Consider the following 26,830-nt stretch of genomic DNA (forward strand, 5'->3'; position numbering starts at 1 on the left):
CTGCTCAAAAGGTTTCTGGGATTACCTGAAATCCGCCTACCAGCTGTTCATAGCCATATGCGGCATTCAGGATCGTCTGCTCTGCAAACTTGTTGCCGATCAGCTGCATACCCAGCGGCAGACCGTCAGATGACTTGCCGCAGGGTACGCTGACAGCCGGCAGTCCTGCAATGTTAACAGTAACAGTGCATACGTCGCTGTAGTACATTTTCAGCGGATCGTTGATATTCTCGCCGATGCGGAATGCGGCTGAGGGTGCTGTCGGTGTGAGAATGACATCGCAGTTCTGGAATGCCTGTGCAAATTCCTGTCCGATACGGCGCTGCACCAGCTTTGCCTTTTTGTAGTATGCATCATAGAAACCGGAACTTAGCACAAATGTTCCCAGCATGATACGGCGCTTTACCTCATCACCGAATCCCTCGCTTCTGGTCTTTTCATACATATCTGTCAGTCCGTCATATTCTGCTGTACGATAGCCGTACTTCACGCCGTCAAACCGTGCCAGGTTAGAGGATGCCTCCGCAGATGCAATGATGTAGTAGGTGTTGATGGCATATTCCGTGCTGGGCAGGGAGATTTCCTTGACAACTGCGCCGTTCTGTTCCAGCAGCTTGATGGCAGCAAAAACTGCCTCCTTGACATTGGCGTCAATACCATCTCCGAAATATTCCTTGGGTACACCGATGCGCAGTCCCTGCACATTGCCGTTCAGATTGTCGTACAGGTTGGTGTAGGTGCGATAAGCCGAGGTGGCATCCATCTTGTCATGTCCCTGAATGAGACTCTGGAGCATTGCCACATCCTTGACGGATTTTCCGAAGGGGCCGATCTGATCCAGAGAGGATGCAAATGCCACCAGACCATACCGGGATACACTGCCGTAGGTAGGCTTCAGACCAACCACACCGCACAGAGATGCCGGCTGACGAATGGAACCACCCGTATCGGAGCCCAAGGTCAGAATGGCTTCTCCTGCTGCCACAGCTGCTGCGCTGCCGCCGGAGGAACCGCCCGGTACACAGTCCGGATTATGGGGATTGTGTGTCTTGTGGAAATAGGATGTCTCTGTAGAGGAACCCATGGCGAACTCGTCCATGTTCATCTTTCCTGTGATCACCATATTTGCCTTGCGTACTGGCTGCATCACAGTGGCATCAAAGGGCGGCACATAATTCTCCAGCATACGGGAAGAACAGGTGGTGCGGATACCCTTTGTAGAGATATTATCTTTAATACCGATAGGAATACCTGCCAGAGGATGCAGTTCTTCTCCTGCGGCACGGGCAGCATCCACTGCCTTTGCCTGTTCCAGACAGTCCTCGCAGCGTGTGACATATGCCCCTACTGTCGGCTCTTTGGTATCGATCTGTGCCAGAACATCCTGTGTCAGTTCCACGGCGCTGCATTCTTTCTTTTGCAGCATGGCAGACAGTTCGGCGGCATTTTTTTCAAACAGCTTCATGATCTCGTTTCCTCCTTATTCTACCGTTTTGGGTACGACCAGACAGCCGGACTGTACTTCCGGTGCATTTGCCAGCATTTCTTCCCGGCGGAATTTGTGCTCCACAGCTTCGTCCTCACGCAGACACATGGCATTCTCTGCGTCCAGCGTCAGCTCGTCCTCCACATCCGGCAGACGATCTACCATATCCACAATGGCAGCCATATCGGTTTCGAATTTCTCCATCTTGTCCGGCTCGATACGGAGTCGGGACAGCTTTGCAATATGTGCAATATCAATTTTCATTTATATCAATCCTTTCTTGGATTTTGTTACGGAATTCCTCTTCGCTAAGCACCGGAATGCCCAGCTCGTTTGCCTTGTCCAGCTTACTGCCGGCAGCTTCTCCGGCGACAACAAAGGAAGTCTTTTTGGAGACGCTGCCGCTGACCTTCCCCCCATAGCGCAGGATGAGTTCCTTTGCCTCACTGCGCTTCATGGTTGAAAGCGTACCTGTCAGCACAAAAGTCATGCCGACAAAACGTGTATCCTCCACAGTGGTGCCGTGATAGGTCATATTACAGCCAGCCTCACGGAGATGGTCGATCAGCTGACGCATATGGGGTTCTGCCAGTGCAGTGACTACACTCTCTGCCATGGTTGCACCGAAACCGTCGATCTCCTGGATTTCCTCCGCCGTTGCCGCCAGCAGTGCATCCATGGTGGAAAACCGTTCGCAGAGCAGTTTTGCTGCACGGGAACCGATTCCCCGGATTCCCAGGGCAAAGATCAGACGATCCAGAGAGTTCTCCCTGGATGCATCAATGGCACGTACCATATTATCTGCGGACTTTTCCGCAAAGCGTTCCAGTCCGGTCAGGTCTGCCTGAGTCAGATGATACAAGTCTGCTACGGAGCGCACCAGTCCCTCTTCCTGAAGTGCCGCCAGATTCTGGGGTCCTAAGCCGTCAATATTCATGGCATCCTTGGAGACAAAGTGAATCATACGCTTCATGAGCTGCGCCGGGCAGTCCGGATTGGGACAGCGCAGAGCTGCTTCATCGGCATCACGCACTGCCGGTGTGTCGCAGACAGGACATGTCTCCGGCAGGACATAGGGGCTGGAATCGGCAGCATGTGCCGCAACCCGCAGTACCTCCGGAATGATCTCTCCGGCTTTTCGCACCACAATGGTATCCCCCAGACGGATGTCCCGTTCTGTGATAAAGTCCTGGTTATGCAGCGTCGCACGTGCCACCTCTGTCCCGGCAAGCTGTACCGGGTCGAAGATCGCTACCGGCGTAATGACACCGGTTCTGCCGACACTCAGAAGAATGTCACACAGCGTGGTCTCCTTTTCCTCCGGCGGGAACTTGAATGCCGCTGCCCATTTGGGCACTTTGGAAGTTGCACCCATTTCCTCCCGCTGTGCAAAGGAATCCACCTTTACAACAACGCCGTCTGTATCATAGGCATAGCCGCCTCTTTCCTCGCCGATGGCAGCGATCCTGTCACGTATCTCCTCTGCTGTATGGCATTTGCCACTGTGAGGAATCACCGTGGGAAAGCCCAGGGATTCCAGATATTCCAGCGATTCCAGATGAGAACGGAGCGTAATGCCCTCGACCTGCTGAATATTAAAAATCCAGATATCCAGACTGCGTGAGGCAGTGACAGCGGCATTTTTTTGCCGCAGAGAGCCGGATGCTGCATTCCGGGGATTCTTTGCCGGAGTCTCACCGTTCAGTTCCTGCTGTTCCACAAGTGCGGCAAAGCTTTTGCGTGACATATACACCTCGCCGCGCACTTCCAGAAATGCCGGCGCATTGGTGAGCTGCTGGGGAATATTCGAAATGGTGCGCAGATTTGCCGTCACATCCTCCCCCACAAAGCCGTCTCCACGGGTGGAACCACGTGTCAGCACGCCGTTCACATATTCCAGCGACACCGACAAGCCGTCGATCTTCGGCTCCACAATAAACTCCGGCTCTTGCAGCTGTTCCTGACAGCGGCGGACAAATGCATCCATCTCCTCGTAGGAAAATACATCCTGCAAGCTCATCATCTGCACGGCATGGGGCACTTTTTCAAAAGTACGGGATGCCGTTCCGCCCACATGCTTTGTGGGAGAATCCCCTGTGGCATACTGGGGAAACTGCTGCTCCAGGGTCTCCAGTTCCCGCATGAGCATATCATACTCATAGTCGGAAACGGTGGGATTTTCCTGCATATAGTATTGCTCGTTATACTGTTCCAGCAGCTGCCGCAGCTCTGACATCCGCTGTTTTGCTGTCATTTCATCCATGTTTTGGTTCTCCTTGCTGTGATGTGGCATTGATGCCAGCACACTTTTCTATTATACCACAAACCTGCGGCATATGCTAGACCTTTTACAATTTTTTCATGGTTTTTTCGCCGGAAATGCAGTTTTTTACGTTCCGCCGAATTCCAGATAGGACTCGGGAACACTTCCCACAATAACCGTTTCTGTAATCAGGCAGGAATAATGCACCTGAGCAGTGGTCTGGGAAAAGGGAATTGCCGCCTGTATTTCCGCTGTCACCTCGGCACGGATGGTGTGACAGGTCTGGTTCACGCCAGCGGATTCCAGAGCGCTGATCAGCTTCACCGAAGCATTTCCAATCGGCATGAGACGCACGGAAACATGCGGTCCACGTCCGGCGAATAGCCATACACCAGTTGCCGTGCCGAGAGAGACTTCCAAGGTGACATCCCGGCAAGCGTCCAGTCTGTCCTGCACCTTTGTCAGCATTGCCGACTGCATGGCATTGACATTTTGCGTCATCGTCTCCACTGCCGTCACATTCCCGGAGCTATCATAGACCAGCGTTGCAAAATCACTGTAGCTGTAGGATTCCTCAGCCAGCACTTCCGCAATGCTATCTGCCATGAATCTGGATGCAAACTGCTGTGTTTCGCTTTCGCAGACAGCGCAGAGATTGGGACGAATGGCACGGTCTGTACGTATCAGCAGAGTGACCAGCAAAGAGGCGGCGATACCAAAAATCAGCAGCGAACGCAGTCTGGCACGCCGTTTGACGTAGACTTGTTTCCGCATCCGCGATCTTCCTCCCTTAGAGCCTGTTTAGCATCTTTTCTCACGTATCTTTTTGGCGAATTTTGTTGCTTTCTGCGTTGCAAATTCTTGCCGGGCGAAAGCCCGCCTGCGAATTTCCGCCTTGAAACCCACTAAAATTCTCTCAGAAATCCACGCAGAAAAAGTTACTAAACAGACTCTTAACAGCAGAACGGGCGACAATTTAGCCGCCCGTTTTCCGTATTACGATGTAGTGTTTTCGGATGCATCAAATTCCTCTGCACAGCCACAGGTTTCCTCTTTGGCTGCACACGGCAGGGAGCCTGGTGTGAATTCCTCTGCCGGAAAACGGATCTTGTCAAACACTGCACACGGAGACTCGGTATCCGAATGACATTCTTTCGTCGGAATCGTATACTCATAGGTGGGAACAAGTATGGTCACCGGACGGAACAATTCCACCACTGAGAACAGCCCCAGAGTCATAATGACAGAACGTACCGGCGGCGCATCCTCCGCTACACAAACAGATGCAATGCGTGCTTCCAATGCAATAGGCTCCACCACCTGCACTGCCGCTGTCGGCAGATTGATGGTCTCGCAGCAGGCATCGGTCTCTCCCAGCTTTTCACCGTTGCTGAAAAATGTCTTGGTATTGCTCTCGCCGCCGTAAAGGATCACATTTTTGCTGGCATAGGCAGTACCCGTCAGCAGAACCGGACTGCTGCAGGAACGTTCATACGCAAGCAGTTCTACCCGGAACGTATAGGTCAGATCAATGGAATAAAACCCTCGATTGAACGGAACCGGCTCAATATTCATGCAGATATCGGTCACCCGGACGCAACGGCTCTTGACCACGTTGATATTGCACGGCAGCTCTCCGCAGATCTGGATCCGCACATTGGAAAAACAATCCCGGTCGCTGCAGCTATCAAATACACGATTTACCTTAATGGGCACAGTATCTGCGCACTGCTCCGGCGTGGGACGGCACTTACTCATAGAAAAACCTCCTCAAACTGTTCTGCGCCCGTCAGTTTCCTGACAGATGCTTCTCTACAGTGTATTCAGAGGTTTGCGGAATTGTGCCTGCATGGGGAAAAAATTCTTACCACCACTCCGTATCGCTTTCCTGATTCATGGCATCCAATCGTTCCGCCTCCGCCTGTGCTTCGGGAGAAATTTCCCGTTTCGGGGTATAGTTCTTATGAATATTGGACTGATTTATGCCATTTCGCCGGAGCATACCGTCAATGCTGTCATACATGACCGGACGGCGGCTTTGTTCTTCTTCCAGCTGTTCCATTTTTTTCAGAACTTTATCTCGCCGAATCATATCCAGAACAAACAGTATGATGATACCTACCGCAATTACAATAAAAGCGGCAATTCCAAGCCATCCGGGTAACTCGATATCCGTATATTTCACCAGAATTTTCATGCCGACTTTCATAACAACGAAAAGCAGCAAGAGAATCGGATACTTTTTCAATTGTTCTTTTCCTTGACGATGATGTTCCTCAATTGTTGGCATTCTTTTTTCTCCGGATAAATCAAGAGTTATGATCTACGTTTTTAAAAGTTTTCAGATTGCCGATCTTCCAGCTGCGCTCTTCCAGCACTTCCTCCACCTCAGACCAAGGCAGATTCTGCTGTGCACAGAGTACCATCAGGTGATACATCAGGTCGGCGATCTCATTTTTCAGTTCTTCGTTATCGTTGTTCTTGGCAGCGATAATCGTCTCAGAGCACTCCTCGCCGCACTTTTTCAGGATCTTGTCCTGTCCCTTGGAAAACAGATAGCAGGTGTAGGATTTCTGGGATTCTACATCTACCTCGCCGCTTTCATACATCGCCTTGCGGCTCATAACTACCTCGTATAATTCCTGTAATGCGTTCATTTTTCTTTATCCTCTCTGTAAATTTCATTGAAAAAGCAGCTGTATGAACCGGTGTGACATGCTGCGCCGGTCTGCTTTACGTTCAGCAGCAATGTGTCGTCGTCACAGTCGCTGTAAATAGAAACCACCTTCTGCAAATGTCCGCTGGTTGCACCCTTGTTCCACAGCTCCTGCCGGGAACGGCTCCAATACCAGGTATAGCCAGTTTCCAGTGTCTTGCGCAGGCTTTCTTCATTCATATACGCCAGCATCAAGACAGTTTTTGTATCCACATCAAAAGCAATCGCCGGAATTAGTTCTGATTTGGCGAAGTATTTTTCCAGATGGTCGATGTCAATCTTTACCATTCATTTCACCTCGTTTGTCTTTCGGTCTCCGTTTACACATATCGTTTTCTGTTACCGCATGGGAATGCCCTTTGCCCGGCAATCCGCCTTGACTTCCTGCACGGTCAGTTCCCGGAAATGAAACAGGGATGCTGCCAATGCCGCAGAGCATCCGGTTTCCAGAAATGCATCCGCAAAATCGGACAGCTTTCCGGCACCGCCACTGGCAATGACCGGTATTTGCACAGCATCGCAGACTGCTTTCAGCATGGGCAGATCAAAGCCGCCGCGGACGCCGTCTGTATCGATGGAGTTCAGGCAGATCTCCCCTGCCCCCAGCTGTTCACACTGTTTCACCCAGTCGATGAGATCCAGATGCATATCCACTCTGCCGCCGTTGATGTATACTGTCCACTTGTTATCCGCCACCTTTTTGGCATCCACGCCTACGCAGATACACTGACAGCCAAAAATATCGGCGCCGTCCTTGATAAGCTGAGGATTCTGCACTGCCTGGGAATTGACAGATACCTTGTCCGCACCGGCACGAAGGGTTTCCCGGATATCGTCCACGGTCTTGATACCGCCGCCTACAGTCAGGGGAACGAATACCTTTTTGGCAGTTTCCCTTACCACATCCAGCATGACACCTCTACCCTCATAGGAAGCCGTAATATCATAGAACACGATCTCGTCAGCACCCTGGAGATTGTATTCATAGGCGCATTCCACCGGGTCACCCACTTCTTTGACGCCCTCAAAGTTGACACCCTTGACGACCTTGCCATTCCGCACGTCCAGACATGGGATAATTCGTTTTGCCAGCATATTACACCGCTCCTTCCGCCAACGCAATGGCATCTCTCAGATCCAATGTGCCCTTATAGATAGATTTGCCGCAGATGGTACCATACAGTCCCAGTTCCTTGCACTTGCGGATATCCTCGATGGTATGTACACCGCCGCTGGCAATGATACTGCACTTCCCCTCCGTTGCCTGATACAGATCGGACAGCTGGTCAATATTCACACCGGAAAGGGTGCCGTCCTTGGCAATATCCGTCACAATGAAATACTGCACGCCCACTGCCATCATTTCCTTGGTCAGAGTGATATAGTCCACATCCGACTCCTCCAGCCAGCCCTCTGTGGCGACCATGCCGTTTTTGGCGTCGATACCCACGGCAATATGCCGGCTGCCGAACTGCTTCACCGCATCCTGCACCAGCTTCGGATTTTTCAGTGCAACAGAGCCGAGAATCACACGCTCCACGCCGCTGTCCAGATATTCCGCAATGGTTTCCAGATTACGGATGCCGCCGCCCACTTCCACTTTCAGTCTGGTTTTTGCAGCAACGTCCTTATAGATCTTCTGATTGACCGGTCTGCCCTCTTTGGCGCCGTCCAGATCTACCATATGAATCCAGGATGCACCGGCAGCTTCGAAACCCTTTGCCGTTTCCATGTAATCCGCAGCAACCTTTTCCACTGTGGAAAAGTCCCCCTTGAACAGGCGGACGCAGTTGCCGTCCTTGATATCAATTGCAGGTAAAATAATCATCCCATCAGCCCTCCGAAGTTACGCAGAATCTGCAAGCCGGTCTCGCCGCTCTTTTCCGGATGGAACTGTGCGCCGTAGACAGTCTTTCCGTCATAGACCATTGCCGGAATCTTTGCATCGCCGTATTCCACATACGCTGCCAGATAATCCTCCGGCGTATGTGCCTGGTAGGAGTGCACGAAGTAGACATACGCCTCCTCCGGCAGGTTCCGGAGAATGGGGCAGTCATTCTGCATTTCCAGCTTATTCCATCCCATATGGGGAATGACCATTCCCGGTGCAACAATTTTTTCCACGCTGCCGGGCACCAGTCCCAGACCGTCGCACTCCTCGAATTCGTAACCTTTTTCAAAAATCAGCTGCATACCAAGGCAGATACCGAGGAACGGCTTTTTATGGGATTCCTCCCGGATGACTTCCGTCAGTCCCCGATCATGCAGCATCTGCATAGCGCTGGGAAATGCCCCTACACCCGGCAGGATAATGCCGTCCGCCTTACGGATCACTTCGGGATCCGAAGTCAGTTCTCCGGGCAGTCCCAGAAAATCCAGGGCATTTTTCACGCTGAAAATATTACCTGCGCCGTAATCCACAATTGCGATCATTTACAGCACTCCTTTCGTTGACAAGGTTTTTCCGGCTTCCAGAGGTGTCACTGCCGTTTTCAGAGCATGGGCAACCGCCTTGAACGCCGCTTCGCATTTATGATGGTCGTTGGAACCATACAGCATGTTCACATGGAGGGTAATTCCGGCATTGAATGCAAAGGCACGGAAAAATTCCTCTGTGAGACATGCATCATACTGTCCGATCATGGCATTGGTGAATGTCCCCTGGAACACCAGAAACGGACGGTTGCTGATGTCCAGACTGCAAAACGCCAGAGCTTCATCCATGGGAATATAGGCACTGCCATAGCGTGTGATGCCGGACTTATTCCCCAGGGCTTCGCCCAGCGCCTTGCCCAGAACGATGCCCGTATCCTCTACCGTGTGGTGTCCATCCACGTGGAGATCACCTTTGACGGATATGTCCATGCTGATGCCGCTGTGCACGGAAAGTGCTGTGAGCATATGGTCAAAAAAACCGATGCCCGTGCAAATGTTGGCGGTGCCCTGGTTGTCCAATGTCACTTTTACCTGGATGTCTGTTTCTTTTGTCGTGCGTGTGAGCTGCGCTTGTCGCATTGCGGTACCTCCTTATAATTCTCTCCAAACTTCAATATCAATTTCTGATAAACTCAAGGATAAAATCCCTGTTGAATTGATAATTCACAGCTTTGCCGATCAATTCCTCTGTCTGTTCTGGCGAAAGACGCATATCCGAATTTCTGAATTTTAAGCTGTTCGCATAGACATAAAATCCATCCCATGTACCTTTCCGGCACATAAATTCGCCGGAACCAACTACTACCTCGCCATCCTCAAAAAGAAAAAAGATTTCACTGGAAGTTCCGAGAATTTTTACGATTGCATTCACGATTCCTTTTCGTCTTCAAATCTCACCGTAATGGCATTCGCATGCGCCGTCAGCCCTTCCTTATTGGCAATGAGCACAATATCCTCCTTCGCCGCTTCCAGAGCATCCTTGGTATAATAGGTATAGCTGGAACGCTTGGTAAAGCTCTGGACGCCCAGGGGCGAGAAGAACCGTGCCGTACCGCTGGTGGGCAGCACGTGGTTGGGACCTGCGTAATAATCCCCCAAGGGCTCGGATGCATACGGTCCCAGAAAGACAGAACCGGCGTTATCCAATGCGCCCAACAGCTCTAAGGGGTTCTCCATGTGAACTTCCAGGTGCTCCGGTGCAATACGATTTGCCAGAGCCGTTGCCTCTTCCCGGCTGTCACACAGCAGAAATGCACCGTACTCGTTCATGGACTTTTCGATGATCTCTTTCCGGGAGAGATACTGCACCTGACGGTTGACTTCCTGCTGCACTTTCTCCGCCAGTTCTGCGCTGGTAGTCACCAGAATGGAGGACGCCAGTACATCGTGCTCCGCCTGAGACATGAGGTCAGCTGCCACGAATTTGGGATCCGCTGTCTCGTCTGCCATGACCAGAACCTCGCTGGGGCCTGCGATCATGTCGATATCCACAACGCCGTACAGCAGCTTCTTCGCCGTTGCCACGTAGATATTGCCGGGGCCTACGATCTTGTCCACCTTCGGGATCTCCTCTGTGCCGTATGCCAGCGCTGCAATTGCCTGAGCACCGCCGGACAGGAATACACGGTCTACGCCGCAGAGCCCCGCAGCTACCAGAATATCCGGATTCGGTGTACCATCCTTACAGGGCGGTGTTACCATGATAATTTCCTTGACGCCTGCGATCTTCGCCGGTACTGCATTCATGATCACGCTGGAGGGATATGCCGCCGTGCCGCCCGGTACGTACAAGCCTACCCGTGCCAGCCCACGGACACGCTGTCCCATAATGACACCGTTGGGCAGTGCATTCACAAAGCCCTGCTGTACCTGACGCTGGTGGAAATCCCGGACGTTTTCAATGGCATTCAGCATGGCATCCACAAATGCCGGGTCTGCCTCTGTCATGGCATCGTTGATCACATCTCTCGGCACCTCATAATACTGGGGCAGACTGCCGTCAAATTTGAGGGTATAATTCTTGACAGCTTCGTCACCGCCAGCCTTTACGGTACGGATGATCTCGCTGACTGTTTCTGTCACACGCTGGTTGGTTTCGCCGGAACGGGTGTCCAGGCTGGTGAAAAATGCTTCACGCTCCTGCACATCGCTGGCGTTAATGGTTTTCATCGTAATCATTTCTGCAATGCCTCCTCGATCTGCTGGATCAGCGCTTCAATTTCCGTCTGACGCAGTTTCAGGCTGACGGTATTGGCAATGAGCCGTGCCGAAATGGGCACAACATCCTCGACCACTTCCAGCCCGTTTTCCCGCAGGGTCACGCCTGTCTCCACAATGTCCACGATACCGTCTGCCAGTCCCAGCAGCGGTGCAAGCTCAACAGAGCCTTCGATCTTGACAATGTCCACGTCCATGCCCTTGCTCTCAAAAAAGCGGCGTGCCACATTGGGATACTTTGTGGCAATGCACTTCACGCCGAAGCCGCTGTAAAAATCCGTTCCCTTCTTTGCCGCAAGTGCAAACTTGCACTTGCCGAAGCCCAGGTCAACCAGTTCAAAGAACTTGCCCTGCATTTCAATAATGGTATCTTTTCCCACGACACCCATGTCGCACACGCCGTGCTCCACATATGTAATGACATCGTTTGCCTTTGCCAGAACAACTTCCAGATTCGCATCGGGAATGGGCAGGATCAGCCGGCGTCCCTTTTCCCGGACAGCCGTGCAGTCAAACCCCAAGCTTTCCAACAGACCAACGGTATCCTTTTCCAGTCTGCCCTTTGTCAACGCCATTCTCAAGGGTTTTGCCATTTATTCCACCTCCGTAATTTCTTCATCCACAATGACAACTCTGCCAATTCTGCGGTCTTTTGCGTATTCCCGTACCAGGTCGATGGAATCGAAAAATGCATACTCCACGATCTGCCCCTTGGCACGCAGTTCCTGGGAAACTGTCACCGCTTTCATCTCATAGCCCGGTGCAGCATAGATCACAGCATCTGCCGGCTGCACTGCTACATCCTTGTTCTTCCGCAGGATATTGGAAACGGCATCCACATTCACTGCAAAGCCCGTTGCCGGAATATCATAGCCGAAATCAGACAGCAGCTTGTTATATCTGCCGCCGGAGAGTACCTCTTCGCCATAGCCCTCCAGATAGCCCTTGATGATTACACCTGTGTAATAATCCGCATTGTTGACCATACCCAGATCTACAGTCAGTCTGCCTGCGCCGATCACTTCCGAAAGATCCTCGTACAGCTTACGCAGATCCATGAGGATCTCGTCAATGCGCTGGTTGGAGTACAGCTGAGATGCCTTCTCGAATACTTCCTCTCCCCCGAACAGTGCCGGCAGCTTTTTCAGTGCCGCTGCTGCTCTGGAATCTCCCATGGTATCCAGCACATCGTTCAACGCCGGGTAGTTCTTCGTCTCAATGAGATAGCGGATATTTTCCCGCTCTTCCGGTGTGGCATTCAGCTCCCGCATCAGTTCCTTGAATACTCCGGCATCGCCCAGCTCCAGAGAAAAGCTGCCGTCGCTGCACGCAGAAAGTACCTCGATAGCGGTAGTGATCATTTCCACATCTGCCATATAGGATGCAGAGCCGAGCAGTTCGATACCAGTCTGCGTGATCTCATCGCTGCGGCCTTTCAGTGCCGGCTCGAAACGGTATACACTCTGATTATAATACAAACGCAGGGGCAGTGAAGCATCCCGGAGACGTGTGGCAACGACACGTGCAATGGGCATAGTGGACTCCGGACGCAGCACCAGCAGACGTCCCTTGCTGTCTGTCATTTTATACAGCCGTTCCTGGGGATAATGACCGGATTCTGACTGGAATACATCAAAGAATTCCAGTCCCGGCGTTGTCAGCTCCGAATAGCCCTTGCTGCGGAAAATGGCGTGCAGCTTATGCTCTGTCTCACGGCGCACCAGGCATTCTTCAAACAAAAAGTCCTTTGTCCCCTCCGGCGTGATCAAATCATATTTTCTCATAGGTTCCTCCTTAACGCTTTATCATGCTAACACAGTACTATAGTACCACAGAAAAATACATCTGTCAAGATTCTGTCCTCAAAAGAGCATCATCTGGCTGGATTTCGGCAAATCGCCCAAAGCGTTCATCTGTTCCAGGGTTTCGATTATGGTTTTTGACGCACCGCTCTGTGCCTGGAATTCTTCAATGGAAATAAAGTTCCGCTTCTGTGCCGTTTCATAGAGATTATGTGCCGCAGAAACGCCGATGCCGGGAATGGCACTGAACGGGATGCGGACTTTATTCTCCTCCACCAGATAGCGGTCAGCGTGGGACTTGTACAGATCAATGGGCAGGAATTCGCAGCCCCGACTGAGCATTTCATTGACAATGAGCAGCGTATCCAGCAGGTCGCTTTCCTTTTTGGAACGGTCGTTGCCCTTTTCCTTCAGTTCCTCGATCTTGGCACGGACAGCGTCCTTTCCCTGCAGTGCCAGAACCGGATCGAAGTCATCTCCTCGCGTACTGAAATACACTGCATAATACGCCAGCGGATAATAGAGCTTGAACCAGCCCAGCTTGATTGCCGCCGTAACATATGCCGCCGCATGGGCTTTCGGGAACATGTACTTGATCTTCAGGCAGCTGTCAATATACCACTGGGGTACATTATGATCCTTGAGCATCTGCACACGTTCCGGGGTAAAGGTTTTTGGTGCCTTGCCCTTACGGGTATCCTCCATGATCTGAAACGCCTGCTTCGGCTCAACGCCTTTGTGGAGCAGGTAGGTCATGATACTGTCACGTGTTCCGATAACGTCCGAAATGGTACAAGTTCCATTGTCAATGAGGTCTTTCGCATTGCCCAGCCATACATCCGTACCATGGGACAGACCGGAGACCTGCAAAAAGTCGCTGAATTTTTTGGGTTTGGAATCCAGCAGCATTTGAATGGTAAAACCGGTTCCCATTTCCGGGATGCCAAGACTTCCCGTCTGGCAGTAGATTTCCTCCGGCGTCACGCCCAGCACAGACGCATCCGTGCACATCTGAATGACCTTGGGATCTGTGGTGGGTACATCGTGAATGGAAATTCCCGTGGCATCCTCCAGGTGCTTATACATGGTAGGCACCACGTGACCCAGTTCGTCCAGCTTCAGAATAGTATCATGGAGCGAATGGAAGTCGAAGTGGGTCGTCAGAATATCCGACTCGGCATCATCTGCCGGATGCTGCACCGGCGTGAAGTCGTATACATCATAGTCACTTGGTACAACGACCATACCGCCGGGATGCTGACCGGTCGTTCGCTTGATACCAGTACAGCCGATGGAAAGCCGGTTGATCTCCGTGGGGCTGCATTGTATTCCCCGTTCCTCCAGGTATTTCTTCACATAACCATAGGCAGTTTTGTCTGCAACGGCGGCAATGGTTCCCGCCTTGAACACGTTATCCCGTCCGAACAGCTCTTCTGTATAGCGATGGGCTGAGGACTGGTATTCGCCGGAGAAGTTCAGGTCAATATCCGGCGCCTTGTCGCCATCGAAGCCCAGGAAGGTCTCGAAGGGAATATCATGTCCGTCACGGTTCATTTCCGCACCGCATTCCGGACAGGTTTTCGGCGGCAGGTCGAAGCCGGAGCCGACACTGCCGTCTGTGATAAATTCACTGTGTTTGCACTTGGGACAGACATAATGGGGTGCCAGAGGATTTACCTCTGAGATACCCGCCATGGATGCCACAAAGGAAGAGCCGACGGAACCACGGGAACCAACCTGATAGCCGTGATCCACGCTGTCCCATACCAGCTTTTGGGCGATGATATACAGTACGGAGAAGCCGTGCTTGATAATGGAAGAAAGCTCACGATCCAGGCGCTTTTCTACAAGCTCCGGCATCGGATCACCGTAGATTTCCTTTGCCTTTGTGGTAGTGATACGCACCAGATCTTCCTCAGCACCGTCGATGGTGGGCGTAAAGGTTCCCTTGGGGAACGGACGAATCTTTTCGATCTGATCGGCAATGGCATTGGTATTGGTCACAACGATCTCGTATGCCTTTTCCTTTCCCAGGTAGGAGAATTCCTCCAGCATTTCCTCTGTGGTGCGAAGATAAAGGGGTGGCTGATTTCTGGCATCCTCAAAGCCTTGTCCGGCTTGCAGGATCTCACGGTAAATGGCGTCCTCCCGATCCATGAAATGCACGTCACAGGTTGCGCAGACAGGGATTCCCAGTTCGTCACCCAGTGCAACGATACGCTTGTTGTACTCCTGCAACTCCTCCACATTGGCTGCCATACCATTGCGAATCATAAAGGCGTTGTTTCCCACAGGCTGGATTTCCAGATAATCGTAGAATTTCGCCAGCTTTACCAATTCCTCATGGGACTTTTCCTCTACCATTGCCTGGAACAGCTCGCCGGCTTCGCAGGCACTGCCGAAAATCAGACCTTCCCGGTGCTGCATGAGCACCGACTTGGGGATGAGAGGCTTACGGTAAAAGCACTCAATATGTCCATGGGAGATCAGCTTGTAGAGATTTTTCAGACCCACATGATTGCGTACCAGAATGATCTGGTGATAGGATTTCAGCTTCTTCACATCGATTTCCTGGGTCTTGGTGTTCAGGTCGGAGAGCATGGTCGCCCCCTTGGTTTGCACCAATCGTGTTACCAGTTCGATATAGATCTTCGCCAGCATCTGCGCATCATCCGATGCCCGGTGATGGTCGAATTTCCCCAGCTTCAATGCCTTTGCCACGCCGTCCAGCTTATGGCGGTACAAGGTCGGCAGCATACACTTACAGAGTACCAGCGTATCCAGTGTGGCGAACTCAAATGTGATATTATGCCGTTTGCAGACATTGCGCACAAAGGTCGTATCAAACCGGGCATTATGTGCCGCCAGAACGGGATGATCGCCGCAGAATTCCATGAATTTCCGTATTGCTTCTGCTTCCTTGGGCGCATCTGCTACCATAGCATCTGTAATGCCGGTCAGTTCCACGACTTTCGGCGGAATGGAGCGTTCCGGGTTGACCATGATGTTAAAGGTATCCACCACCTGCATCCCGCGCATCCGCACGGCGCCGATCTCTGTGAGACGATCCTGGGATGTGCTAAGACCAGTGGTCTCCACATCGAAAATAATGATCTCGTCCTGTAGTGTCCGGTCGCCCGGATCATCCACTACAAGCTGACGGTTCAGGTCATTGACAACATAGGCTTCGCAGCCGAAGATCACCTTGAAGTCCTTGTCCTTAAAGCCGTCCCATGTGGACATTGCCTCCGGAAATGCCTGTGCGATACCGTGGTCTGTAATGGCAATGGCTGGATGTCCCCAGTCATGGGCACGCTGCACAAGCTTTTCGCAAGGTGTCACGCCGTCCATCTGAGACATATTGGTATGGCAGTGCAGCTCCACACGTTTTTTCGGTGCTTCGTCCATTTTACGCTGCCGCTTTACCATGACAATAGATTCCGGCTTCAGTACATCCTCCCGGGCGAATTCGTCATAGGAAATTCTGCCCAGTATCAGAAGTGTGCTGCCCTTTTTGATCTCGCCATAGGGCAGTTCGGAGATACTCTTTGTGGTATCGAATACCTTGACGAGAACAGAATAGCTGCCGTCTGTGATCTGATAGGTCAATATGGTGCGTTCGCCCCGTACCTCACGGGATTCCATGGCAAAGACATCGCCCATGACGATGATACGCTGATTCTGTACCTCCACAGCCTCCCGGATGGGCATGGGAATATCCCGGATGGGTCTGCCCTTGATGAGCACAGCGCTTCCGGGAATCACGCCCGGAATATCCTCATTCATGGCAACGCTCTGCGCCGTAGGCTTAGGCGGTTTTCCACCGCCTGCCGAAGCTGCCGGTGCCGGCGTCGGTGCCTGGAGCTGTTCCGCATGCTTCGGCAGTTCCTGTTCTGCCTTTGCGATCATCGCCTGAAATTCATCCTCTGTGACGCTGGCAGTGCCATGAAATTCCACCCGGATCTTCCGGGAGAACAGCTGCTCCATCAAGCCGGAGAAATACTCCGCCACGTGGTATTTTTCCAGAATTTCAAAGCCGCCGTTATGCAGCTGGATCTCCAGCTTGTCATCCTCAAATGTGACATCTGCTCCGTCAATGAATCCATTGACAACCGTCATTTCCCGTTTGAGTAAAATGACCAGATCCGGGAAATACGCCATGGAAAACAGCTCCGGCGCATACCGGGGATGCAGCCGCACAGCGTGGATCTCCAAGCGAATCTCCAGTTCATGCTCCAGTGACAGCAGATCCTGCACCGGAACCAGATGGGGAAATGCAATATAAAACGAAATTTTCGTCAGGTTTTCCGAATAGGTCATACGTTTCAGAATGCCGTCCTGTACAGACTGCGGCATCACCGGGACATATTCCTCCAGAAACGCTGCGAAATTCAAATCCATATGTTCCACTCCTACTGCTCTTACAGTTTTTCGATCTCAGCCATAAGCTCCGGCACAATGTCCTCTTCCGGCACTTTGCGCAGAACTGTTCCCTTCCGGAACAGCACAGCACAGCCATCACCGCCGGCAATGCCGATATCTGCTTCTCTTGCTTCACCGGGACCATTGACAACACAGCCCATAACAGCCACCTTGATATCCTTCTGGACATGCTCCAGCGCTGCTTCCACTTCCTTCGCAGTTTTCACCAGATCAATCCGTGTTCTGCCGCAGGTGGGACAGGATACGATCTGAGGGCCGCCTCGTTTGCCGATACATTTCAGAATATCCCGTGCGGCACGTATCTCCTGCACCGGGTCTTCCGTCAGGGAGACACGAATGGTTTCGCCGATGCCGTCATGGATCAGGGCACCGATACCAATGGCAGACTTGATGAGTCCCATGCGTTCTGTTCCGGCTTCGGTTACGCCCAGATGCAGCGGATAATCACACTGTTCGGCACAGAGACGGTATGCGTCGATCATGGTATTGACATCGGAGGATTTCATGGAAATGACAATGTTGTCAAAGTCACATGCCTCCAGCATCCGCACATGTCCCATGGCACTCTCCACCAGTGCTTCTGCCGTAGGTGCACCGTATTTGGCGAGGATCTCCTTTTCCAGAGAGCCGGAATTGACACCGATTCGGATAGGAATATGCTTTTCCTGACACACACGTACAACGGCACGCACCCGATCCATACCACCGATATTCCCCGGGTTGATGCGAATCTTGTCAATACCGGCAGCAGCTGCCTCCAGTGCCAGGCGGTAGTCAAAATGGATATCTGCCACCAGCGGAATGGAGATCTTCTCCTTGATTGCCGGAATCAACGCAATGGCATCCTTGTCGGGAATGGCAGCCCGGACGATCTCACAGCCTGCCTGTTCCAGTGCCACAGCCTGTGCCACGCTGCCCGGAATATCATCCGAACGGGTATTCAGCATGGATTGTATGTAAATATGGGTTCCGTCCAGCTTGCAGTTGCCGACGGAAACGGGTCTAACTTTTCTCATAGGCTTAACTCCATATCATAATTTATTGAAAAATCATCATTTACTGAAAAAACCGGCTGACATCCTGCACTGTTACCAGGATCATCAGCAAAAACAATGCTGCCATACCGATAAAATGCACCATGGCTTCCCGTTCCTTAGGAATGGGTTTCCGGCGGATTGCCTCCACCAGCAGGAACACAAAGCGGCTGCCATCCAGTCCCGGAATGGGAAGTAGATTGAACACACCCACATTCACAGTAATAAAAATAGTCAGATTCAAGACAGACTGTACCCGTTCCAGAATATTTTCCCCGGTAGACGCCGCCTGTTCAATGACACTGACAGTACCCACAGGGCCAGAGAGATCCTGTAGACTGTACTTGCCGCTGACCAGTTCAATGAGAGACATCCAGATGAGCTTTGCAGTCGCTACCGTATCCTTCGCCGCATAAGAGACAATCGTCACCGGATTCTTGGACTTTCCCTGCACAGCAAAATCCAGCAGACCTTCTGTATTATCGTTGTGGAATGTCACCGAATCAATGGTGATCTTCTCCCCGTCACGCTTTACGGTCACGGAAAAAGAATCTGCATCCGTGGTCTGCAATTTGTAGATCAGGTCGGTGGTAGAAAAAATGTGGCTACCGTCAATGGCGATGATCTTGTCGCCTACCTGCAATCCGGAGCGTTCGCTTTCTGCCGCAGTAACGGTCTCGCCGGTAGTCGCATCCGTGGTCTGGGCAAACTGCGCAATGACCGTAGAGGGCACCTTTTCACTGGTGCACAGCAGCACAGCGATCAGCAGGAATCCCAGGATGATATTCATTATGGCACCGGCAAGAACAACGGTCATTCTACGCCAGACTGCCTTTTTCTCAAAGGCATTGGGGTTGTCGCTGGATTTGTCCTCCCCTTCCATGGAGCAGAAGCCTCCGATGGGAAAGAGCCGCAGGGAATATTCTGTCTCGCCCTTTTGAAAATGGAGAATACGTGGTCCCATGCCAATGGCGAACTGATTCACCTGGATCTTGTGCAGCTTTGCCACAATAAAATGTCCGAATTCGTGAATGCCGATGATCATGCCGAAAATAACAACGGCAATGAGAAGTGTTACGATATGCTGCATAGGTGCATGTATCCTTTCTTACTGCAAAATTGAAGTTCTTACGAATTCCCTTGCACGTGCATCTGCACGCATCACATCCTCATAGCAGGTGATCTCCGTCTGTGGAATGGTATCCATAGCACGCTGTGCCAGGGCACCGATCTCCAGAAATCCGATTTTCCCCTTTAAGAAAGCAGCAACAGCTTCTTCATTTGCCCCGTTGACAACGCACGGCGCAGTACCGCCCCGTGTGATTGCCGTAATTGCTGTTTGCAGACATGTAAATGTTTCCAGATCCGGCTTTTCAAAGGTCAGTGTGCCATAGTCCGTCAGCGACAGCGGCCGGGTCGGACAAGGCATCCGGTCGGGATAAAGCAGCGCATACTGGATCGGAATCTTCATATCCGGTACGCCCATTTGCGCAATGATGGAATAGTCCTGATACTCCACTGCCGAATGCACCACGCTTTGACGATGCACCACCACCTCGATTTGTTCCGGCGTCAGGTCAAACAGCCACTTTGCCTCGATGAATTCCAGCCCCTTGTTCATGAGCGTAGAAGAATCCACTGTGATCTTGCTTCCCATGCTCCAGTTTGGATGGTTCAAGGCATCTGCCACAGTGACATGCTCCAGTTCAGCACGTGTCTTTCCGAAGAACGGGCCGCCGGATGCAGTCAGAATAATTTTCCGCAGCTGATCCCGACGGTTTCCCTGCAAGCACTGGAAAATCGCAGAGTGCTCGCTGTCCACCGGATAGATCGCCACGCCTTTTTTCGCCGCCTGATCCATGACCAGCGAACCGCCGGCAACCAGGGTCTCCTTATTGGCAAGGGCAATGTCCAATCCGGCGGAAATGGCGGTCAGTGTAGGCAGCAGTCCCACCATGCCTACCACGGAATTGAGCAGCATATCTGCCGCCGTATCCGCAGCAATTTCACACAAGCCGTCCATACCGCAGAGCACCTGCACTGCCAGATCCGACAGCCGTTCCTTCAGCTCATGATATTTCGTTTCATCATAAATACAAACCTTTTTGGGACGCAGTTCCCGTGTCTGCCGTTCCAGCAGGTCAATGTTCCGGTTGGCAGCAAGGGCGTGGATCCGCATGTCATGTGCCTTTGCCACTTCCAACGCCTGGGTCCCGATGGATCCCGTGGACCCTAAAATTGAGATACACTTTCCCATTGATGACGACTCCTTTTTCGTGCAGTGATACTGCCCTATAGTACACACACGATGCAGAGCGCAAACTGCCCTGCATCGTGTGCTTCATCCATAATCAAACAATTATCCATAAAAGATCGGACACATACACTCCAGTGCATAAAACGCCGGAATGGTAAACAAAACGCTGTCAAAACGATCCATAACGCCGCCGTGTCCTGGCATAATATTGCCGAAATCCTTGATTCCCTGCTGCCGCTTCAATACAGAAGCACTCAGATCACCCAGCACGCTGATCACGGCACATACCACCGCTGTAAAGATCAGCCACAGGTAATGCACATGAGCATGGGTGATGAGGCTATAGATCAGGGCGAATACGATCATGACCACAATATCCACCACGATACCGCCGAAAAATCCCTCTACGGTTTTCTTGGGGCTGATCTCGGGACAGAGCTTATGCTTTCCGAAAAACGTACCTGCAAAGTAAGCGCCGGTATCTGCGATCCAGGCGGAACACAGTGCCAGAATAACGCAGGCAAGACCATACTGGCTGCCCAGCAGCAGCGCATTCAGCATATTCAGCGAGCCAGCCACCAGCAGGGTCACGGCTGCAATGAACAGGATCTCCTGATATTTCACATGCTTATGCAGTAGCACCAATTCCACAAACATGGCAATGATACAAAGAAATGTCACTGCAATCATGGCGGATATGTTTCCATAATACTGCAAAAACGGCAGTGCAGCACCGTACACCAGTCCAGCACCCATAGAAATACGGCAGTGGAGACATTTTCCGGCACGGTACAGTTCAAACAGGGCAATACAAATCAGTGCAGCAATGGCAAGGGGAAAGACAAATGTCTTGTGCAGAACCAGAACCAGAATTGCCAGAAAGCCCCCTACTACGCCGGAGATAATACGAATTTTCATGGTCATATGCCTCCAAATCGTCTGCCGCGCTGTGCATAGTCCACCAGTGCCTTATTCAGTTCGTTCCGGTTGAAGTCCGGCCAGAGCACATCGGTGAAATAGTACTCCGCATAGGCGCACTGCCAGATGAGATAATTGGACAGCCGCAGCTCGCCGCTGGGACGGATCAACAAGTCCACGTCCGGCAGTCCGGCGGTGTATAAATTGTCCGCAATGGTCTGCTCTGTGATGGCAGAGGGATCCAATTCCCCAGCCGACACCTGCTGTGCAATACACTGGGTGGCATGTCGGATCTCATCTCTGCCGCCGTAGTTGATGGCAAGAATCAGATTCATCTTTTCGAAATCCTTGGAATCCTCTTCCAGTTCCTGCATCCGCTTTTGCAGCCGATCCTGCAATCTGCTGCGGTCACCTACGAAGATCATACGTACACGCCGTTCCAGATACTGATCCGCTTCGCAGAGATAATCCCAGAACAGATCCATAATGGCATCTACTTCGTCCTGAGGACGTTTCCAGTTTTCCGTGGAAAATACATAGAAAGAAGCATTCCGCAAGCCGATATCCCGGCAGTACAGGGACAGATCCTTGAAGTTCTTAGCGCCTTCCCTATGTCCGAATTTTCTGGGCATACCACGCTTGGTTGCCCAGCGTCCGTTTCCGTCCATAATAAATCCCACATGCTGGGGCAGTACCTCTGGCAATGCAATGGCGGAATCTGTCTGGGTTTGTGCATTCTTTTTACTAAAAAACGGCAATGCCATGCAGTTCAACTCCTATCCGATATCCGAGCCTATCCCGATCAGATGCTCATGATCTCCTTATCCTTGTCAGCAACCATCTTATCCACTTCTGTGCAGTACTTATCTGTCAGATTCTGGATCTTCTTTTCGCCGTCCTTTACTTCGTCCTCAGTCAGCTCAGACGCCTTTTTCTTCGCCTTCAGCTTTTCCATGGTATCACGGCGCACATTGCGGACAGCAACCTTGGTATCCTCACCGATCTTTTTGATGCTCTTGCAGAGTTCCTTACGGCGATCCTCTGTCAGCTGGGGGAACACCAGACGGAGCACCTTGCCGTCATTGGTGGGCGTGATTCCCACATCAGAAGCCAGGATTGCCTTTTCGATGGCTTTCAGGGTAGTCGCATCCCACGGCTGGATCACCAGAATGCGTGCCTCTGATACAGAGACAGCAGCCATTTGCTGGATGGGTGTGGGTACACCATAATAATCCACCATGACCTTATCCAGCACAGCCGGATTGGCACGACCTGCACGAATGGTCGTAAACTCGTGTTCCAGACGGCCGATGGACTTTTTCATCTTTTCCTCAGTTTCCTTCAACAGTTCTTTCATAGCTCATTTCCCCGGGGTCACCGGGACTCCTTTCCATACATTTTACTTGCAAGACAATGTGATTATGCGTTTTCGTCTGTACTTTCGCTTTCGGCAACAACAGTTCCCACGTCCTTGCCCATAACAGCGTCATAGATATTATCCGGGCGGCTCAGATCAAATACCAGCATAGGCATTTCGTTATCCCGGCACATAGAAGCAGCGGTGCTGTCCATGACCTGGAGTGCGCTGCCCAGTACATCGCTGAATGTCAGGCGGTCATAACGTACAGCATCCTCATACTTGTGGGGATCCTTGTTATACACGCCGTCCACCATGGTAGCTTTCAGCAGGATATCCGCTTCAATTTCCACGGCACGCAAGGTCGCTGCCGTGTCTGTCGAAAAGAACGGGCTTCCGGTGCCGCATCCGAAGATGACAACTCTGCCCTTATTCAGATGCGAAATGGCACGATTGCGGATATACGGCTCAGCAATCTGCTGCATACTGATGGCGGTCTGTACGCGGACATCCACGCCGAGAGATTCCAGCAGGTCTGCAACGGCAAGTGCATTCATGGTCGTTGCCAGCATGCCAATATGGTCTGCACGGGTACGATCCATATTCTGACTGGAACGTCCGCGCCAGAAATTGCCGCCGCCTACAACGATTCCCATCTGTACGCCGGCATCCACACACTTCTTGATGCTCTGGCAGATCGGCAGCATAGTTTCAGTATCCAATCCGGTTTTTTTCGGGCCGGCAAGCGCTTCGCCGCTCAGTTTCAGAAGAACCCTTTTGTATTTTGGTTTCATACTTCCTATTCCTTTCGTATATGTCTCTTGTGCGGATCTTCCAATGGCAGATCCATATGATCCGGGAAGTGCTGCTGCAACACAGCGCACAGACTTCCTGTACTTATTTTACACTATTTTTCGTGAAATGTAAAGTGATTTATAGGAAAAAATCAAAAAAAGAGCATGGCAACCGCCACGCTCCTTTTTTTCGGCAAAATCGCCTTATGAAATACGATTTGTTTACTTGATCATGCTTGCAATTTCTTCTGCAAAGTTGTCAGCCTTCTTCTCGATGCCCTCGCCACGCTCGAAACGAACGAACTGTGTGATCTCGATGGTAGTGCCAGCTTCCTTTGCAACGCTGTTGACATATTCCTGAACAGAAAGCTTGTTTTCCTTAACAAAGCTCTGCTCCAGCAGGCAGTTTTCTTCGTAGTACTTGCCGACCTTACCAGCAGCGATCTTTTCCTTTACCTGATCCGGCTTGTTTGCCATCTTCGGATCCTCAGCCATCTGAGCCAGGATGATCTTCTTCTCTTCATCCAGAACAGAAGCCGGAACATCTTCACGCTTCAGATACGGCGGATTCATAGCAGCAACCTGCAGTGCGCAATCCTTTGCAGCAGTCAGAACCTGTGCAGTTGCGCCTGCCGGAGAAGCAGCCTGTACCAGAACACCGATCTGGCCATTGCCGTGTACATAAGGAACCAGAATGCCTTCCAGACGAGTGAAGCGGCGGATCTGGAGATTCTCACGGATCTTCAGGAATACTTCCTGCAGTGCCTCTTCAACGGTAATAGTGCCGCCGGAGATTACAGTTGCCTTCAGTGCTTCAACATCAGCCGGATTCTTTTCAATAATGGTGTCTGCAACCTTGTCTACAAATGCCTTGAAATCAGCAGTATCAGCAGCAAAGTCTGTTTCAGAGTTGATTTCAACAACGCAGCCAACAGTGTTGTCTGCATTTACCTTTGCAATAACCTTGCCTTCTGCAGCAACACGGCCAGCCTTCTTTGCCTGGGTAGCCAGTCCCTTTTCACGCAGCAGCTCAATTGCCTTTTCAACATCGCCGTCTGCTTCCGTCAGAGCCTTCTTGCAGTCCATCATGCCTACACCAGTGGACTTACGCAGTTCATTGACATCTTTTGCTGTAAAATTAGCCATTGGATGATTCCTCCTCAAATTATATCTGCGATACTTTCAAAAAACCCGAATATGATTTGCGAAAACCAGCACATATCCGGGTCATGAATCCATTTATTTCGCTTATTCAGCAGCTGCCTCAGCTGTCTCAGCCTCAGCCGCCTCTGCCTCTGCAGCAGCATCTGCGCCCTGACGGCCTTCGATGATTGCATCAGCCATTACGCCAGCGATGAGCTTTACGGCACGGATCGCATCATCGTTGCCCGGGATCACATAATCGATCTCGTCCGGATCGCAGTTGGTATCTACGATAGCAACGATCGGGATGTTCAGCTTCTTTGCCTCAGCAACAGCAATACGCTCCTTGCGGGGGTCAACGATGAACAGTGCACCCGGCAGCTTCTTCATGTCCTTGATACCGCCCAGGAACTTTTCCAGCTTCTCAATTTCGAGCTGCAGCTTGCCAACTTCCTTCTTCGGCAGCAGATCAAATGTGCCGTCTGTCTCCATTTCGTGGAGCTGTTCCAGACGCTTGATTCTTCTCTGAATGGTGGTAAAGTTCGTCATCATACCGCCCAGCCAACGTGCGTTTACATAGTAAGCACCTGCACGTGTAGCTTCTTCCTTGATGGATTCGCCAGCCTGCTTCTTGGTGCCGACAAACAGTACGGATTCACCCTGTGCAGCCAGGTCACGAACGAACATATAAGCTTCGTCCAGCTTCTTTACGGTCTTCTGCAGATCGATAATATAGATACCGTTCCGCTCGGTGAAAATGTACGGAGCCATTTTCGGGTTCCATCTTCTGGTCTGGTGACCAAAGTGTACGCCAGCTTCCAGGAGCTGCTTCATTGATACTACGCCCATTGTGTAGTCCTCCTAATATATTGGTTTTGCTTCCTCCGCATTTCCTATAGAATGCACAACTCTGCCGATATGCAAAGCACCGGCACATTCCAGGACATGCGTGCGAACTGCCTTTTTATTATACCAAAAAAGGTCGGTTCTGGCAAGGTTTCTGTATGAAAAATATTCCCGTTAATTTCTCTTGATTTTTGTGCATGTTGTACAATCTTCAGAATCCCCCAGTGCCACCAGAATGGTATCCTTTCCGATGAGATGAATCTGGCGGAAGCCGATGACGCAGTTTTCCCTTGGCCCGAACAGACCCAGTATCCTCGGTCTGCCGTACAGGATCAGGGCTGTCACCGCTGCGGTTTCCGCATCCAGTTCCAGATCATCCACCCGTCCCAGATTTTCCCCGTTGACCACATTGATGACATCCTTGCTGCGCAGTTCCTCCAGCGTACAGACCATTCCAATCACCTCTGTGAGAGATTATGCGCAGTTTCCCGGAATCTTTCATGCGAAGATACGATACAGCAGCGTTGCAATCAGATCAATGCCAAACACCGCTGCCGCAATACCGCTCACCCAGTTCAGCACCCGCTTGGACATCAGCCCGGTCAACTTTGCAAACAGCGGGCGCAGCAGATACAGGAATAGTACGCCACCAATGCCAAAGCGGACAGACGGTGAAAGGGCAACGCGTGCCTGGAAGTTAATAGCATAATCCGCATAGGTCTGCCACGGCCAGCTGCCGGTCGTCCATTCCAATAAGTAGCTTGCGGCAAGTTCGATGAGGGTTGCTACCACACCGCAGCCTATAAATACAGCAATTGGACGGAGCCAGCGGACGCTCCATTTCAGTTCCATCTCCATCAACTTCCCGAAGCACAGAAAAAATGCCAGCATCCCCACACCGTACACCGGGCAGTAGGGACCGAACAACACACCACGGTTGCTGAATCCCCAGTGATACACCACGACTTCCAGAAATACCTCATAGCACCAGCCAATGATTGCCGCCATGAGAAAATAGAGAAACAATTTCTGGACTGTTTCAAAGTTCAGTTTTTTCATTGTAACACCTCTTCTGTCAGAAACGGCAGGCATTTTCAAACTGGAAACGCCTGCCGTTT

The 26,830-nt window shown here is 51.5% G+C and carries 28 protein-coding genes; all 28 read right to left on the reverse strand.

The window, feature by feature from the left end; translation table 11 throughout:
- Positions 1–4 precede the first annotated feature (4 nt).
- Positions 5–1,465: an Asp-tRNA(Asn)/Glu-tRNA(Gln) amidotransferase subunit GatA gene (gatA, locus tag Q0418_RS03835; protein WP_298482388.1), complete on the reverse strand. Its 1,461-nt coding sequence runs from the start codon at positions 1,463–1,465 to the stop codon at positions 5–7.
- A 15-nt stretch (positions 1,466–1,480) separates the two neighbouring features.
- Positions 1,481–1,750, reverse strand: a complete 270-nt coding sequence (gene gatC / locus Q0418_RS03840) for an Asp-tRNA(Asn)/Glu-tRNA(Gln) amidotransferase subunit GatC (RefSeq protein WP_298482390.1) — start codon at positions 1,748–1,750, stop codon at positions 1,481–1,483.
- On the reverse strand, positions 1,740–3,749 hold the full coding sequence (ligA, locus tag Q0418_RS03845; protein ID WP_298482392.1) for an NAD-dependent DNA ligase LigA: 2,010 nt from the start codon (positions 3,747–3,749) through the stop codon (positions 1,740–1,742). Before ligA ends, gatC begins: the two co-directional genes overlap by 11 nt.
- Positions 3,750–3,875: 126 nt before the next feature.
- Positions 3,876–4,523 carry a sporulation protein YunB gene (gene yunB, locus Q0418_RS03850; RefSeq protein ID WP_298482394.1) on the reverse strand — a complete coding sequence of 216 codons (648 nt, stop codon included), beginning with the start codon at positions 4,521–4,523 and terminating at the stop codon, positions 3,876–3,878.
- Between the two features lie 222 nt (positions 4,524–4,745).
- A complete protein-coding gene (locus Q0418_RS03855) occupies positions 4,746–5,507 on the reverse strand; it encodes a hypothetical protein (protein WP_298482396.1) in 762 nt (253 codons plus the stop codon).
- A 106-nt stretch (positions 5,508–5,613) separates the two neighbouring features.
- Positions 5,614–6,039: a hypothetical protein gene (locus Q0418_RS03860; protein ID WP_298482398.1), complete on the reverse strand. Its 426-nt coding sequence runs from the start codon at positions 6,037–6,039 to the stop codon at positions 5,614–5,616.
- Positions 6,040–6,058: 19 nt separating this feature from the next.
- A complete protein-coding gene (gene hisE, locus Q0418_RS03865) occupies positions 6,059–6,406 on the reverse strand; it encodes a phosphoribosyl-ATP diphosphatase (RefSeq protein ID WP_298482400.1) in 348 nt (115 codons plus the stop codon).
- Positions 6,403–6,753: a phosphoribosyl-AMP cyclohydrolase gene (hisI, locus tag Q0418_RS03870; RefSeq protein ID WP_298482402.1), complete on the reverse strand. Its 351-nt coding sequence runs from the start codon at positions 6,751–6,753 to the stop codon at positions 6,403–6,405. The genes hisE and hisI overlap by 4 nt, the downstream gene beginning before the upstream one ends.
- Before the next feature lie 51 nt (positions 6,754–6,804).
- Positions 6,805–7,560 carry an imidazole glycerol phosphate synthase subunit HisF gene (gene hisF, locus Q0418_RS03875; RefSeq protein ID WP_298482404.1) on the reverse strand — a complete coding sequence of 252 codons (756 nt, stop codon included), beginning with the start codon at positions 7,558–7,560 and terminating at the stop codon, positions 6,805–6,807.
- Between the two features lies 1 nt (position 7,561).
- A complete protein-coding gene (gene hisA, locus Q0418_RS03880) occupies positions 7,562–8,293 on the reverse strand; it encodes a 1-(5-phosphoribosyl)-5-[(5-phosphoribosylamino)methylideneamino]imidazole-4-carboxamide isomerase (protein ID WP_298482405.1) in 732 nt (243 codons plus the stop codon).
- A complete protein-coding gene (hisH, locus tag Q0418_RS03885; RefSeq protein WP_298482408.1) occupies positions 8,290–8,898 on the reverse strand; it encodes an imidazole glycerol phosphate synthase subunit HisH in 609 nt (202 codons plus the stop codon). The genes hisA and hisH overlap by 4 nt, the downstream gene beginning before the upstream one ends.
- Positions 8,899–9,480 carry an imidazoleglycerol-phosphate dehydratase HisB gene (hisB, locus tag Q0418_RS03890; RefSeq protein WP_298482410.1) on the reverse strand — a complete coding sequence of 194 codons (582 nt, stop codon included), beginning with the start codon at positions 9,478–9,480 and terminating at the stop codon, positions 8,899–8,901.
- Between the two features lie 37 nt (positions 9,481–9,517).
- On the reverse strand, positions 9,518–9,772 hold the full coding sequence (locus Q0418_RS03895) for a hypothetical protein (protein ID WP_298482412.1): 255 nt from the start codon (positions 9,770–9,772) through the stop codon (positions 9,518–9,520).
- Positions 9,769–11,070 carry a histidinol dehydrogenase gene (hisD, locus tag Q0418_RS03900; protein WP_298482481.1) on the reverse strand — a complete coding sequence of 434 codons (1,302 nt, stop codon included), beginning with the start codon at positions 11,068–11,070 and terminating at the stop codon, positions 9,769–9,771. The genes Q0418_RS03895 and hisD overlap by 4 nt, the downstream gene beginning before the upstream one ends.
- Before the next feature lie 5 nt (positions 11,071–11,075).
- The gene (gene hisG / locus Q0418_RS03905; RefSeq protein ID WP_298482413.1) at positions 11,076–11,711 is read right to left on the reverse strand and encodes an ATP phosphoribosyltransferase; all 636 of its coding nucleotides are present in this window, start codon (positions 11,709–11,711) and stop codon (positions 11,076–11,078) included.
- A complete protein-coding gene (hisZ, locus tag Q0418_RS03910) occupies positions 11,712–12,902 on the reverse strand; it encodes an ATP phosphoribosyltransferase regulatory subunit (protein WP_298482415.1) in 1,191 nt (396 codons plus the stop codon).
- A gap of 78 nt (positions 12,903–12,980) precedes the next feature.
- Positions 12,981–17,321, reverse strand: a complete 4,341-nt coding sequence (locus Q0418_RS03915; RefSeq protein WP_298482417.1) for a PolC-type DNA polymerase III — start codon at positions 17,319–17,321, stop codon at positions 12,981–12,983.
- Positions 17,322–17,341: 20 nt separating this feature from the next.
- Positions 17,342–18,379, reverse strand: a complete 1,038-nt coding sequence (ispG, locus tag Q0418_RS03920; protein WP_298482419.1) for a flavodoxin-dependent (E)-4-hydroxy-3-methylbut-2-enyl-diphosphate synthase — start codon at positions 18,377–18,379, stop codon at positions 17,342–17,344.
- Positions 18,380–18,419: 40 nt separating this feature from the next.
- Complete coding sequence (gene rseP / locus Q0418_RS03925) at positions 18,420–19,487, reverse strand: RIP metalloprotease RseP (RefSeq protein WP_298482438.1); 1,068 nt, start codon at positions 19,485–19,487, stop codon at positions 18,420–18,422.
- A gap of 18 nt (positions 19,488–19,505) precedes the next feature.
- Positions 19,506–20,654, reverse strand: coding sequence for a 1-deoxy-D-xylulose-5-phosphate reductoisomerase (locus Q0418_RS03930; RefSeq protein WP_298482440.1), 1,149 nt, complete (start codon positions 20,652–20,654; stop codon positions 19,506–19,508).
- 102 nt (positions 20,655–20,756) lie between these two features.
- Entirely contained in the window at positions 20,757–21,572 is an 816-nt protein-coding gene (locus tag Q0418_RS03935; protein ID WP_298482442.1) for a phosphatidate cytidylyltransferase, read from the reverse strand.
- Positions 21,573–21,574: 2 nt separating this feature from the next.
- Complete coding sequence (uppS, locus tag Q0418_RS03940) at positions 21,575–22,336, reverse strand: polyprenyl diphosphate synthase (protein ID WP_298482443.1); 762 nt, start codon at positions 22,334–22,336, stop codon at positions 21,575–21,577.
- 38 nt (positions 22,337–22,374) lie between these two features.
- Complete coding sequence (frr, locus tag Q0418_RS03945) at positions 22,375–22,929, reverse strand: ribosome recycling factor (RefSeq protein WP_298482445.1); 555 nt, start codon at positions 22,927–22,929, stop codon at positions 22,375–22,377.
- A gap of 62 nt (positions 22,930–22,991) precedes the next feature.
- Positions 22,992–23,723: a UMP kinase gene (gene pyrH / locus Q0418_RS03950; RefSeq protein WP_298482447.1), complete on the reverse strand. Its 732-nt coding sequence runs from the start codon at positions 23,721–23,723 to the stop codon at positions 22,992–22,994.
- Positions 23,724–23,945: 222 nt separating this feature from the next.
- A complete protein-coding gene (gene tsf, locus Q0418_RS03955) occupies positions 23,946–24,869 on the reverse strand; it encodes a translation elongation factor Ts (RefSeq protein WP_298482449.1) in 924 nt (307 codons plus the stop codon).
- 102 nt (positions 24,870–24,971) lie between these two features.
- The gene (rpsB, locus tag Q0418_RS03960; RefSeq protein ID WP_298482451.1) at positions 24,972–25,715 is read right to left on the reverse strand and encodes a 30S ribosomal protein S2; all 744 of its coding nucleotides are present in this window, start codon (positions 25,713–25,715) and stop codon (positions 24,972–24,974) included.
- 171 nt (positions 25,716–25,886) lie between these two features.
- The gene (locus Q0418_RS03965; protein ID WP_298482453.1) at positions 25,887–26,165 is read right to left on the reverse strand and encodes a YlmC/YmxH family sporulation protein; all 279 of its coding nucleotides are present in this window, start codon (positions 26,163–26,165) and stop codon (positions 25,887–25,889) included.
- 45 nt (positions 26,166–26,210) lie between these two features.
- The gene (locus Q0418_RS03970; protein WP_298482456.1) at positions 26,211–26,771 is read right to left on the reverse strand and encodes a putative ABC transporter permease; all 561 of its coding nucleotides are present in this window, start codon (positions 26,769–26,771) and stop codon (positions 26,211–26,213) included.
- Between the last annotated feature and the right edge of the window lie 59 nt (positions 26,772–26,830).

Source organism: uncultured Ruminococcus sp., assembly GCF_937915125.1.
Taxonomy (GTDB): Bacteria; Bacillota; Clostridia; order Oscillospirales; family Ruminococcaceae; genus Ruminococcus_C.

Coding starts and splice junctions, on each gene's coding strand:
- gatA (WP_298482388.1), bottom strand. CDS start 1,465: ATGAAGCTGTTTGAAAAAAATGCCGCCGAACTGTCTGCCATGCTGCAA.
- gatC (WP_298482390.1), bottom strand. CDS start 1,750: ATGAAAATTGATATTGCACATATTGCAAAGCTGTCCCGACTCCGTATC.
- ligA (WP_298482392.1), bottom strand. CDS start 3,749: ATGGATGAAATGACAGCAAAACAGCGGATGTCAGAGCTGCGGCAGCTG.
- yunB (WP_298482394.1), bottom strand. CDS start 4,523: ATGCGGAAACAAGTCTACGTCAAACGGCGTGCCAGACTGCGTTCGCTG.
- Q0418_RS03855 (WP_298482396.1), bottom strand. CDS start 5,507: ATGAGTAAGTGCCGTCCCACGCCGGAGCAGTGCGCAGATACTGTGCCC.
- Q0418_RS03860 (WP_298482398.1), bottom strand. CDS start 6,039: ATGCCAACAATTGAGGAACATCATCGTCAAGGAAAAGAACAATTGAAA.
- hisE (WP_298482400.1), bottom strand. CDS start 6,406: ATGAACGCATTACAGGAATTATACGAGGTAGTTATGAGCCGCAAGGCG.
- hisI (WP_298482402.1), bottom strand. CDS start 6,753: ATGGTAAAGATTGACATCGACCATCTGGAAAAATACTTCGCCAAATCA.
- hisF (WP_298482404.1), bottom strand. CDS start 7,560: ATGCTGGCAAAACGAATTATCCCATGTCTGGACGTGCGGAATGGCAAG.
- hisA (WP_298482405.1), bottom strand. CDS start 8,293: ATGATTATTTTACCTGCAATTGATATCAAGGACGGCAACTGCGTCCGC.
- hisH (WP_298482408.1), bottom strand. CDS start 8,898: ATGATCGCAATTGTGGATTACGGCGCAGGTAATATTTTCAGCGTGAAA.
- hisB (WP_298482410.1), bottom strand. CDS start 9,480: ATGCGACAAGCGCAGCTCACACGCACGACAAAAGAAACAGACATCCAG.
- hisD (WP_298482481.1), bottom strand. CDS start 11,070: ATGAAAACCATTAACGCCAGCGATGTGCAGGAGCGTGAAGCATTTTTC.
- hisG (WP_298482413.1), bottom strand. CDS start 11,711: ATGGCAAAACCCTTGAGAATGGCGTTGACAAAGGGCAGACTGGAAAAG.
- hisZ (WP_298482415.1), bottom strand. CDS start 12,902: ATGAGAAAATATGATTTGATCACGCCGGAGGGGACAAAGGACTTTTTG.
- Q0418_RS03915 (WP_298482417.1), bottom strand. CDS start 17,321: ATGGATTTGAATTTCGCAGCGTTTCTGGAGGAATATGTCCCGGTGATG.
- ispG (WP_298482419.1), bottom strand. CDS start 18,379: ATGAGAAAAGTTAGACCCGTTTCCGTCGGCAACTGCAAGCTGGACGGA.
- rseP (WP_298482438.1), bottom strand. CDS start 19,487: ATGCAGCATATCGTAACACTTCTCATTGCCGTTGTTATTTTCGGCATG.
- Q0418_RS03930 (WP_298482440.1), bottom strand. CDS start 20,654: ATGGGAAAGTGTATCTCAATTTTAGGGTCCACGGGATCCATCGGGACC.
- Q0418_RS03935 (WP_298482442.1), bottom strand. CDS start 21,572: ATGAAAATTCGTATTATCTCCGGCGTAGTAGGGGGCTTTCTGGCAATT.
- uppS (WP_298482443.1), bottom strand. CDS start 22,336: ATGGCATTGCCGTTTTTTAGTAAAAAGAATGCACAAACCCAGACAGAT.
- frr (WP_298482445.1), bottom strand. CDS start 22,929: ATGAAAGAACTGTTGAAGGAAACTGAGGAAAAGATGAAAAAGTCCATC.
- pyrH (WP_298482447.1), bottom strand. CDS start 23,723: ATGAAACCAAAATACAAAAGGGTTCTTCTGAAACTGAGCGGCGAAGCG.
- tsf (WP_298482449.1), bottom strand. CDS start 24,869: ATGGCTAATTTTACAGCAAAAGATGTCAATGAACTGCGTAAGTCCACT.
- rpsB (WP_298482451.1), bottom strand. CDS start 25,715: ATGGGCGTAGTATCAATGAAGCAGCTCCTGGAAGCTGGCGTACACTTT.
- Q0418_RS03965 (WP_298482453.1), bottom strand. CDS start 26,165: ATGGTCTGTACGCTGGAGGAACTGCGCAGCAAGGATGTCATCAATGTG.
- Q0418_RS03970 (WP_298482456.1), bottom strand. CDS start 26,771: ATGAAAAAACTGAACTTTGAAACAGTCCAGAAATTGTTTCTCTATTTT.